The organism is Sphingobacterium sp. G1-14, assembly GCF_002196555.1.
Classification (GTDB): domain Bacteria; phylum Bacteroidota; class Bacteroidia; order Sphingobacteriales; family Sphingobacteriaceae; genus Sphingobacterium; species Sphingobacterium siyangense.
The window spans coordinates 722,889-738,100 of sequence record NZ_CP021381.1 but is presented as its reverse complement, the minus strand read 5'-3'; the positions used below and the strand labels follow the sequence as shown (position 1 = coordinate 738,100).

General features: G+C 40.6%; 9 protein-coding genes. 8 read left to right on the top strand and 1 reads right to left on the bottom strand.

Features of this window, described 5'->3' with window-relative positions:
• Window positions 1-60: 60 nt before the first annotated feature.
• From CBM24_RS03255 to CBM24_RS03220, 8 genes are all read left to right on the top strand, one after another.
• A complete protein-coding gene (locus CBM24_RS03255) occupies window positions 61-588 on the top strand; it encodes an RNA polymerase sigma-70 factor (RefSeq protein WP_075991001.1) in 528 nt (175 codons plus the stop codon).
• 96 nt (window positions 589-684) lie between these two features.
• Window positions 685-1,632 carry a FecR family protein gene (locus tag CBM24_RS03250; protein WP_088160186.1) on the top strand — a complete coding sequence of 316 codons (948 nt, stop codon included), beginning with the start codon at window positions 685-687 and terminating at the stop codon, window positions 1,630-1,632.
• Window positions 1,633-1,666: 34 nt separating this feature from the next.
• The gene (locus tag CBM24_RS03245) at window positions 1,667-5,044 is read left to right on the top strand and encodes a SusC/RagA family TonB-linked outer membrane protein (RefSeq protein WP_232475675.1); all 3,378 of its coding nucleotides are present in this window, start codon (window positions 1,667-1,669) and stop codon (window positions 5,042-5,044) included.
• 51 nt (window positions 5,045-5,095) lie between these two features.
• Entirely contained in the window at window positions 5,096-6,616 is a 1,521-nt protein-coding gene (locus CBM24_RS03240; protein WP_088160185.1) for a RagB/SusD family nutrient uptake outer membrane protein, read from the top strand.
• Window positions 6,610-8,463, top strand: coding sequence for an alkaline phosphatase (locus CBM24_RS03235; RefSeq protein ID WP_088160184.1), 1,854 nt, complete (start codon window positions 6,610-6,612; stop codon window positions 8,461-8,463). Before CBM24_RS03240 ends, CBM24_RS03235 begins: the two co-directional genes overlap by 7 nt.
• A gap of 167 nt (window positions 8,464-8,630) precedes the next feature.
• The gene (locus CBM24_RS03230) at window positions 8,631-10,424 is read left to right on the top strand and encodes an alpha-L-fucosidase (protein ID WP_232475674.1); all 1,794 of its coding nucleotides are present in this window, start codon (window positions 8,631-8,633) and stop codon (window positions 10,422-10,424) included.
• A gap of 211 nt (window positions 10,425-10,635) precedes the next feature.
• On the top strand, window positions 10,636-12,531 hold the full coding sequence (locus tag CBM24_RS03225) for a PAS domain-containing sensor histidine kinase (protein WP_088160183.1): 1,896 nt from the start codon (window positions 10,636-10,638) through the stop codon (window positions 12,529-12,531).
• A 155-nt stretch (window positions 12,532-12,686) separates the two neighbouring features.
• Window positions 12,687-13,094: a response regulator gene (locus CBM24_RS03220; protein WP_088160182.1), complete on the top strand. Its 408-nt coding sequence runs from the start codon at window positions 12,687-12,689 to the stop codon at window positions 13,092-13,094.
• Window positions 13,095-13,201: 107 nt separating this feature from the next.
• Here the strand turns inward: CBM24_RS03220 and CBM24_RS03215 are convergent, their stop codons facing one another.
• Window positions 13,202-14,977 (bottom strand): aminopeptidase P family protein, encoded by a 1,776-nt coding sequence (locus tag CBM24_RS03215; protein ID WP_088160181.1) that lies wholly within the window; start codon window positions 14,975-14,977, stop codon window positions 13,202-13,204.
• Window positions 14,978-15,212: the final 235 nt, after the last annotated feature.

Genomic DNA, 15,212 nt, shown 5'->3' with positions numbered 1-15,212 from the left:
AGATTTATTAACTTTAAAGGAATACTGAGTTATTAGCTTTGTCCAATTAAAACTGATCTTGTGAGCGAATTATTGATAGCATCATTAAAGCGAGGTGACCACTTTGCCATGGAACAGATTTTTAATCTGTATTGGGAAGCCATATTTGATGCAGCTTTTAAGAAAATAGGTGACGAAAATGTGGCTCAGGACATTACCCAGGAAATCTTCATTTCGCTGTGGGAAAACCGTGAACAGGTCATCATATCTGGTGGCCTTGCAGCCTATCTACATGGGGCTGTAAAATTCAAAGTAATCAACCATTTTCGGAATACGACAGTTAAAGATGGACACAAAGCCGAACTAGCGACTTTAATGAACCAACAATATGCGGATTCAGCGGACGACCTGCTGATCCTAAAAGATGCGCAGCAAAAAGTTGAAGAAGCGTTGATGCAGCTTCCCGAACGTATGCGACTGGTCGTCACAATGAGCCGCAAGCAAGAAAAATCAATCAAGGAAATTGCGAGCGAGCTGAATGTATCGGTACAAACCGTCAAGAATCAAATTACCTCGGCCATGAAACTGCTCAAAAAAAGCCTCTCTTAGGCAGTTCCTACATTTTTTTGAGTGTTAACAATAAATTAATATACTCCTAATATTTTCGACTAGTACCAATTCCCATTTGAAGTGACATGTATTCAAATGATGGAAGAAAAAGCAAAGCAGCTACTGCAAAAATATTTAAATGGAGAGGCCAGCGCCGCCGAGATTAAACAAGTCGAAGATTGGTACGCCCAACTGGATAACGCATCAAAAAAAATTCCGCAGGAACGCAAGGCAGCACTGCGCGAACAATTATTGGCCAATATCCAGTCCGGTATTTCAGAAAAGGAAAATAAACGACCTTCCCTGCTGTATTCACCTGTATTCAAAATAGCGGCCGCTATTTTAATGATTGCTTCTATAGGACTTCTTTATTGGAAAGTAAATAATCAACCTATCGCACCATCTGCGCAGATCGTCACGACAACCCTTGCAGGTGAACATAAAAAGATTGTATTGGCAGATGGTTCGGAAATTATCATGGAACCATCTTCAAAAATCAGCTATCCAAGTAAATTCAGGGGAAATATCCGTGAAATAGCACTTACTGAAGGGGAAGCTTTCTTTGATATTGCCCACGACGAGCAACACCCATTTCAGGTACAGCTTGCATCCAAGCTAGCGGTTAAAGTATTGGGTACCTCCTTTCGGATAAAAGCCTATCAGGCTTCCGACCAAGTCGAAGTCACTGTTGCTACCGGTAAGGTTGCGGTACAGCAACAAGATAAAATCTTGGGTATATTAACCAAAAACCAGAGTTTACGTTACAGCAAAGAAACCGCACAATCTTCGCGTAGCGTAGTAGAAAAAAATACCGCTGTCGCCATAGCGTTTGATGGAACAAACCTCCAAGAGGTCGCAAAAAAACTGGAATATATCTACAACATTGAAATTATCTTAAAGGATACATCGCTTAGGTCTCTAAAAACAACAGCCACATTCAATAGCACACAAAATCCAGCAGAAATACTGGATATTATCTGCAGCCTACATCACCTTAAGTACAGTACGATTGAAAAGGATAAAGTATTTAAAATCCACAAATAATGTCTAAAAATTTACCTAAAACATCTTAGTCACCATGCGTAATTCATTACCTAATTATTACAAAAAAATGAAAACACCTGCATTCAAGAGAGAATTCTCTTTTTACCGGATCATGAAGTATCCCTGCATCGCATTTTCGATTACTTCAGTATTCTGCAGTTCATTGATGGCCTCCCCAAGCATGGCCCAACGTTTGGACAAAAGCAGCGTAAACATCAAAATAAGCAAGGGCGAAAAACTCGATGTGATTCTCCACAAAATCGAAAGTCTTTCGGGCCTTCATTTTGTTTACAATCCCGATCTATTGCAAGAACGGAACACAATCTTAAGCGGCAGCTTTAAAACTGAACCCGTTCGCTCCCTCTTGAATAAGCTTGGAATCAATGCAGTGGAAAAAGAGGACTATGTAATCCTGAACACACAAGCAAACATCAAGGCAGACCGAATCGTTACCGGTTTTGTAAGAGATACAACAGGGGCTGCAATTGCGGGTGTTTCTGTAAAAGTAGTAGGTACGCAGGTTGGGACCACAACAGATATAAAAGGTGCATTCCGTATCGAAGCAGGACCGCAAGCCGTACTTTCCTTTTCGATGGTCGGATTCCATTCTAAAGATGTTTCTGTTGGTGAAAATGAAGTTATAAATGTAACGCTAAGCGAAGAGCGTTCGACCTTATCAGAAGTTGTTGTAGTGGGATATGGAACCCAGAAAAAAGAAACATTAACAGGTGCTGTCAGCTTGGTATCACTTGACAAATTATCGTCTAGATCTGTCAACAGTGTTGGCGAAGTATTGGCCGGTAAATCACCAGGTGTTATTGTTACGAATGAAGGTGGTGACCCAACTGCAACGCCACGTATCAATATCAGAGGCGCCGGTGGTATCAATGGCGAAAGTGTACTCTACGTTATTGACGGTTCAATTTTCCTAGGCACCCCACAGCTCAATCCAAACGATATCGAATCCATTTCGGTCCTTAAAGACGCATCGGCAGCGATCTATGGAGCGAGAGCTTCCGGTGGTGTGGTATTGATCACCACTAAAAAAGGAAAAAAAGGACAGATGCAAATTAGCGTTGATGCCAAGTTAGGTCAACAAAGTGCATGGCGAAAATTACAGCCTTTAAACGCCGAACAACGTGCACAAGTAGCTGCTACAGCCGCTCAAAATGGTGGAACAACTATCCTACCTGCTTTTGATCCGACCAAATACCCAGAAGGTTTAGTCACCAAAACAAACTGGATGGATGAAGTTTTTAGAAACGCGACACTACAGGATTACAATGCTGCAATTAATGGTGGTAGCGAAAAGTCTAACTTTTACCTGAGTTTTAATTACCGCAACGCCGAGGGTATTGTATTGAATACCAAAACCAAACGCTATAATTTCCGTATAAATTCAGAACATCAACTTACCCCTTGGTTGAAAGTTGGTGAAAACTTATCCTATAGCAGTACCAATGGAAATGGCGCCAATACCAGCAGTGACTATACAGGAGCCCTACTTTCTGCCATTTATTATCCAACTAATGGAACCCCTTACAATGCAGATGGAAGCTTTGCTGGTCTACCGGGTCCATTCCCTGGCGATTACGGTGATATCATTAATCCTGTTGCGGAACTGATGCGCATCGACATCAACAATCCGGTCAATGTCCTTGTTGTCAATCCTTATGCTAGCATCCAATTGGCAAAAGGCTTAACATTCAGATCTAATTTAAGTATTACTAAATCGAATGCTCGATTTAAAAGCTTTACACCAAGACGTCCTGAAATAGGTAAACCGGTTTTGAGCAATAGTCTAGTTGAACGAGCTGATGATGCAAATGATATCCTTGCAGAACAAGTTTTAAATTACAAAACTTCTTTCGACAAGCATCAACTTGACCTAACTGGTGGTTATACTTTTCAAAAAACAAAGAATACCTATCTATATACTTCCGGAGCAGGTTTTGACGATGAGTCCAAACAATACCGTTATTTAACAAATGCGAATACCATTCAACCTTCGGAAAGTGGCTATGCTTCAACAGCAATATCATCGCTATTCTTAAGAGCAAACTACAGTTATAACGACAAGTATTTACTATCGTTGATTGGTAGACGAGATGGTTCATCCATGTTGACAAAAGAAAATAGATTTAAAAACTACGCTTCTGCTTCAGCAGGATGGGTAATCAGTAAAGAAGAGTTTTTAAAATCAGCAACCTGGTTAGATCAATTAAAATTACGCGGTAGCTATGGTATTTTAGGTAATCTCGGTAGTTTGTCAGCTGCAGCTGTTAACCCGCTACTAGCATCGACACAAAGTTATTTCGGCCAAACACCGACCTTACAAAAAGGATACGTACAAACGATTTTGGCCAACAAGAACCTCACTTGGGCAGAAAGTAAGCAGACCAATATAGGTGTAGATTTGGGAATTTTCAACCATTTTAACTTAGTCGCCGATTACTTTATTAAGGAAACAAATAAAATGATCCTGACCAGATCACTGCCAGGTACAGCAGGTTTAAATAGTCAAACGATCAACGCGGGTTTAGTCAAAGACAGAGGAATTGAGCTGGGATTAACGTACAGTAGTTCAAAAAATTCCGACTTTACTTATTCCATCAACGCAACCTTAACCAAATTAAATAACAAGGTTGAAGAATTAGCACCGGGCTTGAACACCATTGCTGTGGGTACTAATTTCAGAAATGAGTTAGCCCCACTCTCTATTACCGTCGGTCAACCGCTCTACAGCTACTATGTACTAAAAACAGATGGTATCTTTCAGAGCCAGGCCGAAGCTGATAATTACAAAAATGCCAATGGACAAAAAATTCAGCCTAATGCAAAAGCGGGAGATTTCAAATTTGTAGATATCGATGGCAATGGTTCAATCGGACCTGAAGATCGTTATTTTGCGGGCAGTGCATATCCAGATTTCTCCTATGGATTGAGCTTTAATGCGAATTATAAGGATTTTGATTTTAATATTTTTGCTCAGGGCGTTCAAGGCAACAAGCTTTTCAACGCTATCAAAAGAACAACGTATAGTGCGAGTGGACCTTCTTACAATAAGTTAACGGGCATTTTGGACGCCTGGTCTCCAGAAAATCCAAACGGTAAAGTGCCGATCATCTCCACTTCAGATGCAAATGGCAATTTCAATGCGTCTGATTTTTACATCGAAAATGGTTCCTACCTCCGCATTCGTAACGTTACATTAGGCTATACCTTACCAAAATCAATTGCAAACAAATTTAAGATGGGCAACGTACGTGTTTATGCAACGGCCAACAACCTATTTACCATTACGAAATATACAGGTTTTGACCCAGAAATTGGAATGGATAACAATGGTCTCGACGTGGGACGTTACCCACAAGCCCGAAGCTTTATTGTTGGTTTAAATGTCAATTTTTAATCTAAAAAAAGCCGATGATTTATACTCATCAGCCATAAAAAAAATAAAACGATGAAAACGAATATAAAATACCTTGCAATAGCAGCAGTAGCACTTTTTGCATCGTGCAATAAACAGTTAGATATAACACCAGAGGGTTCTCCCTCCGCACAGAATTTCTGGAAAACGGAACAAGATGCGATCAAAGCAGAAGCCGGGATGTACGAAAAGTACAATGAAGAGGATTATTACGGTCGCGGGATGTTTTGGTTTATTAATGCCAGTGACGACATGGTGACAGGACGTAACAAGCCCGAAGCCGACAATATTAAAAACTTCAACCGCAATTACATCGGTGGTGGTTATACAGAATCTCAATGGAGCATGCGTTATGCGATTATAAAGAGGGCCAACGATATTATTATCAATGTTCCCAATATAAGCATGGATGAAGCTCGAAAAAAACAGATCATTGGCGATGCCTATTTCAATGCAGGTCTGGTTTATTTTCAATTAGCGGCAAACTATGGTAACGACAAGGCGGGTGTGCCTATTGTTACGCCTGAAACAGATGCTTCTGTTCCTGTAGCTAGAGCCAACAACGTTAACGAAAACTACGATTATATCATTTCACTACTATTAAAAGCGGCCGACAACCTTCCTTATTTTTCTGAGATGAAGGATACCGATTATGGTAAAGCGCACAAAACAGCTGCATGGGCCTATTTATCAAAAGTATATCTGTACAAAAAAGATTATACCAATGCTGCGAAGTACGCGGATATGGTGATCAGTTCGGGCAAACATGATTTATTGACCAATTTTGTGGATGTGTTTAAGGCGGCTAACAACTGGTCCAAAGAATATATTTGGTCGGTGGTCTGTACGCCAAATGGTGGTGGTACTGGCTGGGGCAGCAAACTTCCCGGTGTTATGCTTACCAATAAAGCTTGGGGAATCTACAACGGCTGGGGCTACTATCTACCGACAAAAGAACTTTACGATTCTTTTGAAACAGGTGACTTGCGTCGTGAAGCAACAATCTTGAAACCAGGGGATAAATTCCAGTTTTTTGGCGAAGAACGTACATTTACAAAAGACGGTGGTGCGACTTCGAACTACCAGTTCAAAAAGTATATGGAACCATTTTCATACGCCAACCCTATTCCAACACACGTTAATCCAAATGGCGACAACGGAACAACAGACCTCAATGTACCATTGATGCGTTATGCCGAAGTATTATTGATTAAAGCTGAGGCCGCCATTAATTTAAATGGGGCTGGAGCCGGTGATACTGAATTAAATAAAATTAGGAAGAGAGCTGGTTTAATAACAAAAAGCGGAATGACTCTTGTAGACCTAAAACGCGAGCGCCGCAATGAGCTTGCTGGTGAATGGGCAGACCGTCACCGTGATTTGGTCAGATGGGGCGATGCGCAAGCTACCTATGCCAAACCTTTACACGATTTCGATGGTGCTGTAATTTGGCCGGCTAGAAATTTCAATCCGCAAGTACATGATGTTTGGGCAGTTCCACAACGCGAGATCGACAACAGTTCCGGCGTCATTAAACAAAATGCAGGATGGTAAAAAACAATAAATTAATGTGGCTGCTATTTGCCGGCCTAAGCATTCAGTCAGTTTCTGCACAACAGAAACTGACTGCCAATGCAGGTCACAGCCACAATGATTACAAACAGCAAATCCCGCTGTTGGAGGCTTACTATGCTGGAATGGGCTCTATCGAAGCGGACGTCTTCTATCGCAATGGAGAGCTTTACGTCGCCCATGAAAGCAGCGAAATCAAACCAGGGAAGACGTTAAAAAAACTTTACATCGACCCTTTAATTGCTTTCTTTAAGGAGAACGGCAATAAACCTTATGCCAAACCTGAGCAGACCTTGCAGCTCGTGATTGATATCAAGGAAAATTACGAACAGGTATTGTCTAAATTGTTGGCCGATTTGAAGGGCAACGAATCTATATTCGACCAGCAGAAAAATCCTTCCGCCATTAAAATTGTCGTCAGCGGTGAAATCCCGCCGCCGGAAAAGTTCGACAATTATCCATCGATGATTTATTTTGATGGCCGGCCGGAAAAAGATTATACGCCGGCACAGCTCAAACATATTGGGATGATCAGTCAGGATATTAAGCAGTATTCTGTCTGGAATGGCAAAGGGACACCTACTCCACCCGACCTTGAAAAGATGAAATCTGTGATAGACAAAGCGCATAAATTGGGGAAACCCTTTCGTTTCTGGGCAACCAAAGACAGTCCCAATAGTTGGAAAGAACTTGGTCACATGGGGGTAGACTGGATCAATACAGACCATCCTACTGCGCTTAAGAATTTCTATTTAAACAACGCTAAAGTCGAATACGCAAATCCAAAGGCCTACGTTCCCTATCAGCCAACCTATAAAAATGATGGTGCAACGAGCAAGGTTAAGAACGTTATTTTACTTATTGGTGATGGAATGGGCTTGGCTCAAATACAAGCGGGTTTAAGTGCCAATTTTGGTCAGTGCAATATCATCAATATGAAACATATTGGTCTTTCACGCACCGAAGCATCCAATTCGGATTTTACCGACTCCGCTGCGGGCGGGACAGCTTTGGCTACTGGACATAAAACCAATAACCGTTACATTGGCATGGATGCTGACGGTAAATTGTTGAGCGCTATTCCCGACACACTTGCTCAACACGGGATCAAAAGTGGTATCATCAGTGCGGGAGATATTACAGATGCCACTCCAGCTGCATTTTACGCACATCAGATCGATCGAACAATGTCACAGGAAATTGCGGCAGATTTTAAAAATAGCCATGTGGATATCTTAGTTGGATCCCGTCGCGAAAGCTTCCTCAACAACAAGGATAACACGCTGATGAAGCAACTGACCGAAAAAGGGTATCAGCTTCAGCAAAATTTAGACGACTTTGAAAAAGCGACATCGGGCAAACAGTTGGTGCTCCTAGCTGATTCTGCGACAAGAAGAATCCTCGATGGACGAGGAGAAATGTTAAAAAATTCCCTCTCAAAAACGATTCAGCTTTTGTCTAAAAATAAAAATGGCTTCTTTATCATGGCCGAGGGTGCACAAATCGACTATGGAGCCCATGCCAACGATCTTCCCTATGTTGTTACCGAGCAACATGACTTTGATCGGCTTGTCGGGGAAGCCCTAAAATTTGCGGACCAAGATGGTGAAACACTAGTCATTGTCACTGCAGATCACGAAACTGGTGGACTTTCCCTATTGGATGCCAATTATAAAAAGGGAACTGTTAGAGGCAATTTCAGTAGCGATGACCATACCAATATTATGGTACCTGTCTTTGCTTACGGACCAGGTGCGCAAAATTTTATTGGCATTTACAACAATACAGCCGTTTTTAAAAAGATTATCCAAGCCTATAACTTGAAATAATCGCTTTAAAGTTTTCATACAACATGAAACCCCTTAGTTTAAATACGAGGGGTTTTCATTTTTTCACCGACTACATTCCATAGTTTACAACCACTCCAAAATCCAATTTAAGGATTGATGTTCGATTTTTTGCCTATCTTGTAAGTCAAAAAAACAGAACAACCTTTATGATACCATCAATCAAGCGACTACTGATTTTGTCATTATTGCTATTCAGTATTTCGGCCCAACTATTTGCACAAACTTCTGAAAAAGCCTCTTGGTTTAAAGATGCCCGCTTTGGCATGTTCATTCATTGGGGACTATACAGTGCGGCTGAAGGCATGTGGAAGGGTGAACCTTTACGTTATATGAATAACTATGCCGAGTGGTTAAGATATCGCAACCGCGTTTCCAAAGAAGAGTACGGTACTTTGGCAAAACGTTTCGACTGGAGTAAAATAGATCCTGAGCAATGGGTTCTTCTAGCAAAAGAGGCTGGGATGAAATATATCATCATCACCGCCAAACATCATGATGGTGTCGCCCTTTGGGACACAAAAGTTGGTGATTATAGTCTCCCAAAATTGAGTGGTTCCAATCGGGATGTCATCAAAGATATCGCAGAGGCCTGTAGAAAGCACGGCATGAAATTAGGTTTTTATTATTCCCATTGGATTGACTGGGAACATCCATACGGCTGGAACCATCAACAGGAGCTGTCGGGACATGTTACCGATGCCCAATACAATCAATATTGGCAGGAGAAAGTTATCCCTCAACTTCGCGAACTGATGACCAACTATGGCGACATTGCATTGATATGGTTCGACATGTGGATCCCTTATCAAAAGTCGATCATAAAAAAAGAACAATTACTGCAAGTTGTCAAACTGATCCGTGAACTACAGCCTAATTGCTTGATTAATTCACGCCTAGGTCTTCCTCCGGATGCGGAGAACGTGGATTTTGAGACATTAGGAGATAACCAATTTGGCAGCAATTACATTAACCATCCATGGGAAACCCCTGGGACGATTGCCCATTCATGGGGTTACAACGGTCAAGAGAATGAATGGAAATCAACCAGTCAAATTTTCCAATCGTTGATCTCCAATGTAAGTCTCAACGGGGGCTTCACCTTAAATATCGGGCCACGTGCCAATGGAACAGTTCCCTACGAAAGTGTCAGTCGTCTGCACGAAGTCGGAGATTGGCTAAACAGTTATGGAGAGGGCATCTATGGCAGCACCGGCCTTGATCTAAAAAACAACCATTTCGATTGGGGTTACCTCACGACCAAAAAAGAAGGGCAAAAAACAGTCGTATATGCGCACGTCTTTAATTGGCCCTTAGATCATACACTTCGGATTACAGGAATCAAATCGACCCCAGAACAGGTTTCACTGATGAACGGAAGTGTATCTACGGCGCTAAAATTTGATCAAAGTCTCAGTCTAATCCATATCCAATTACCTGACGCGCAACCTGATCATTATGTTTCAGAAGTTAAATTGACTTTTAACAGCCCGCTAGAATTGGACAAAAATACAATCCCGGAATCAACCTTTGGTGGCTTTTCGTTGAAATCAACCAATAGCCTCAACCAAGGACTCAAAATTGTACGCTATAACGGCAAAAATCCAACGCATGCGATCCTGACGGGTGATACGAAGATCGATTGGGAGGTAACCATCCCTGAAGCAGGCGTCTACTCACTCGATTTTTCAGCACATAATCCCAATAAACAAAACAGTGTTTTTGAAGTCAGTACTGCCAATCAGCGGTTGCAAGGAAGTTTTGCTCCTACAAACAAAATGGTGGTCGAGCCCAATGAAAACAACTACACAGAAGAATTTGTCGAAAACCGCATCGGCAAATTTAAATTCGATAAGCCCGGAAAATATATCGTAACCTTTAAAAGTAAAGAATTACAGCCACTTTGGTTTAACTGGATTTGGCTCGAAAAAATGAAGAATTAAACATACGTTCCTGGGTACAGAACATGTAAAACACCAGCAGGCAGATTACTATGTCTACATAACAATCTGCTTGCTAGTAATTTATACAAAAAGTTACATATTTTAATATTTATTTATTATTTTGGGGTAAAAGTTACCAATTTTGCAAATAGGGGCTGATAGGCCACTTATGCTTATAAATGAGAAAATTAACCCTAAACATTGTTAGATAATGCATCTGCAACGGGACTCTTTATCTGTGCTTTCTGACCAAACTGTAAATACAAGGTTGGAGGGATTAATCACGACCACCGATGATGGCACTATTCTACTGTTTAACAAACGCGCACAAGAGCTTTTAGACCTCGAAAGTACGGCAACCACCAACAAACTACATGATTTAATTACATTTTACTCAGCAGATGATCTTTCGGAACTATCGCCTACAGAAACGCCATTTTTTAGTGCTCTTTCCAAAAACCAAAACCAAAATGAAATTATCCTAGGAAGAAAAAAGGATCAAGAGTTTAGATGGTATCAATTCAATGTTCATCTTATTATAGAAGACAATAAAAAAGGTCTTTCAATCTCATTTATTGATGTATCGAAATTGGTCAATAAAAATCGTGTCCTAGAAGATAAACAACACCAACTTCAATTGCTTGTTGCCTCATTGAATGATCTTGTATTCGAAGTAACCGATACTGGAGTATTTAAAAACTACTGGACCAACAATCCGGATCTATTGTTCTATACGCCAGAAGAATTTCTAAATAAGAGCCTCACGGAGCTTTTCCCACCTGATCTTGCAGTGCCCGCTCTTCAATTAATACAAAGTTCATTAAAATTGGACCGCGAACTTAAGATGGATTTTCAATCCAATTTAAAAGAGCACAAAGACAAATGGTACCGTTTACAGATAAAACCTATACATAGGGCGCTGAACCGGGTAGCCCTGGTTATTTCCGACATTACAAAACAAGTCGAGTCCAATGAAAAGAGTAAATTCAATGAACACAAATTTAATCAAGCATTTTATTTATCTGGTCTGGGAATCTCTTTGACAAGCCTCGAAGGTTACTGCATAGAATCCAATAACATGTTAACCAAAATTCTTGGTTATTCTCATGAAGAAATGTCGACAACCAAGTTTACTGATCGAACACACCCAGACGATATAGATAAAGATGTTGAACTTAGAGAAAAACTTGTCAGGGGCGAAATTGAAGCATTTACGCTTCAAAAACGCTATTTACATAAATTAGGACATTTTGTATGGTGTTCTGTAACGGTTGCGGCAGTTTTTGATAATGCCAATACCGCACAATTTCTGATCGTCCAGGTGCAGGATATTTCCGAATCAAAAAAGAATATAGAAATTCTAAAGAGGCAAAAGATTGAATCGGATCTAGTCAAAATAGATCTTGAAACCAAAATACGACAACTGGAAGAATTTGCTAACATCCTCGCTCATGATCTAAAGGGCCCACTCAGTAATATACAGATGCTTATTGACGAAATCAAGGTAACGGATGACGAAAAAATAAAAGCAGATTTTATGAACCTTCTGGATATTAGCAGTGACAACCTGACTGAAACATTACATGATTTGGGGGGTATACTTGATATCAAATCAAACAATTCACTGATTTACGAGCAATGTAATTTTCTCGATGTATTCAAAAAAGTGCAACAGCAATTTCTGGAAGAAATACAGCAAAAAAATGCGACTATTTCCATCGAATTCAATGTAAAAGATATTTATTATCCTAAGATTTACCTGGAAAGTATCTTAAGCAATCTCCTGAGTAATGCACTCCGATTTACGGCAAAAGATAGAGCCCCTAGGATCGAAATACATACGCATCTGGAACAAGAAGGAACCTTATTAACGGTTAAAGACAACGGGCTGGGTATTAACCTACCAAAATACAAATCTGAGCTGTTTATGTTCAAAAAGGTTTTTCACCGTGGATTTGAGACTAAAGGTGTCGGATTGTTTCTCATAAGATATCAGATCGAATCATTGGGCGGAAAGATCGATGTACAAAGTAAAATCGATTCGGGTAGTACCTTTTATGTCAAATTTTTAGAAAAAGCATATAAAGATCCGCTGATACAACTATAAAAAATAGCGTTCAATCCTGTTCGTAGAAAATAACTGCTAAGATCCTGGACAGCGTGATCTCACAAGTAAAAGAGTAAAAGAAAAACTGCGATGTCAATCAACGACAAAGATGAGGTTTATTGACACGATGAAAACAATTATTAATCAAAAAGACCATGACTCCTGAAACTAAAAGAACGATCATTCTCATTGATGATAATGCCATCTTACGTACTATTTTCGGCCATATGCTACAGGGATTTACCGACTATGAGATTGACTTTCATTCCTTCAAAAATGCACTGGATGCATTGGATTTTTTGGATAACAATGACATCTGCCAGTCGTTGATGCCACCCATACTCTTTGTGGATATCAATATGCCATTTATGACTGGTTGGGAGTTAATGGATGTACTTGAAAATAGAACAGACTTCATCAAACGAACCAAGATTTTTATTGTCAGCTCCTCTACGAGCAAAAACGATCAGGAGCAACTGGCAAATTACCCTTTTATAAGCGGTTTCATTCTGAAACCTTTTGGAAAAGAATCTATTTATGAGATTTTGAAAAAAATCGATTAAAAAAAAGCCCCCCAAACTTTATTACTTAATTATTGGAGGGGCCTTTTATTTTGACAACTTATTGTTTTGGACAGCGGACACCCGCTGTCGTTATTTTTTTTGAGCGATTAAATCGCCTGACACTTGTCTGCCAACCAATTCTTTTCCTCAACCGTAAGATGAGTCGATAATTGATCAAATACCCACTGATTATAGTTATTTAGCCAGGAAATATGTTTCTTATCCAATAAGGATTTTTCGATTAAATCGGTTGCGATATAACATATTGTTAGTGTCTCAAAGTCCAGGAAGTCTCCAAATTCGGAAGATCCTGCTTTACGGGTCAACACGAGGTTCTCAATGCGAATACCATGTTTGCCGACGCGATACAATCCAGGCTCTATCGAAGTAATCATACCTGGTTCAACAGCAACATCTATTGCAGCGGCATTGAACACTTGTGGACCTTCGTGTACATTCAAGAAGAAACCGACACCGTGTCCCGTACCATGCCCATAATTGCGTAATGTTTCCCACAATGGACGACGCGTAATTGCATCGATCTGATAGCCGCGCGTTCCAGTAGGGAAGATGGCCTGAGAGCCTTCTATTGTTCCCTTGAGCACAAGGGTATAATCCTCTTTTTCTTCCTGCGTAAGACCTCCAAGCGTTACCACTCTTGTAATATCCGTTGTCCCTGAAGTATATTGCCCCCCGGAATCGACCAATAGTAAACCTTTAGGCTGTAGTGTATAATTCGATTTTTCATTAGCCGAATAATGTGGCAGGGCACCGTGATCCAAATATCCCGCAATTGTCGTGAATGAGACGTCGACAAAGCCATCTTGACTTTCGCGAAATCCACGTAATTTGTCAGCAATAGATAATTCAGAAAGCTCACCAGAGGAGACATTCTCTTCCAACCATTTGAAGAAACGAGTCAACGCTATACCGTCTTTTACAAACGTATGGCGATTATTTTCAACTTCAACCTTATTCTTAATTGCTTTTAAACTCGTCGAAGGGTTTATTTTCTCAACAATTTTAACCTGTTTAGGTACGCTGTCGAAAACAGCAAAACAGGTACGTTTTGGATCGATAAGAATAGATGCAACCTCCAATGTCGGAACTGTCTCAAAGAGATCCTCATAAGCTGCAATATCCACTCCATAGCCTTTCAATTCTTCCGTTGCCTGAGTTGTCAACTTCGAAGGTTCAATATAAAGCGTTGCTTTTTCTGCTGTAATCAATACAAATCCCAAAACAACAGGATTACAAGGTACATCCTGACCACGGATGTTTAATAACCAGGCTAGGTCATCCAAAGATGAGATCAGATGAGCCTCCGTTCTGTTCTTTTTCATCTCTGCGCGGACAGCTTCAATTTTAGAAACCGTTGACTGTCCCGTAATATTTTCGTCCAGCAGGTAGGCCTGTGCCTTAGGTAGCTCTGGTCGTCCTTCCCATAATGATGACAACAGGTCAACATGACCATCTACTTTAATCTCCAAAGGCTCCAAAGTATGCTGAACAGATTGAGCCACCAATAAAGAAGCGAGATTGCCATCAAAAGCAACCTTAGCACCAGCACCCAACTGCTCGCCCAACCAATCAGCATATTCTGCAGCTCCCTGCACTTTCAATTTCACCAATTCAAAACCTGTTCCTGCCAATTGCTCCGCTGCTTGGACAAAATAGCGAGAATCGGTCCAAAGGCCGGCAAAATCTTGTGTGATTGCCAACGTACCTGCCGACCCGGTAAAACCCGAGGCCCAGGCAATGCATTTATAACGTTCCGGTAGATATTCACTAATATGAGGATCTGAAGATGGAATGATATATCCATCGATTCCCTGAACCTTCATCGCCTCACGAATGGCAGCTAATTTTTCGATATGCTTCATGTCGTCTATACAATTTTATGCAAGTTAGGATTTTTTAGGGTCGAATGCCTAACTTTAAGCCAAATAAAACAAACGAAGTACAGCGAACGCTTTCCCTTAAAATAGGCTGCGTTCAAGTCATCATGATAAATCCGATGGAATATCCATGATTGCCTGCACGAATATCGATAACCGTGTTTGCAAACTCATTGAAGATAAACTGGGATATACCATAGGACGATAAAAAAATAGTATA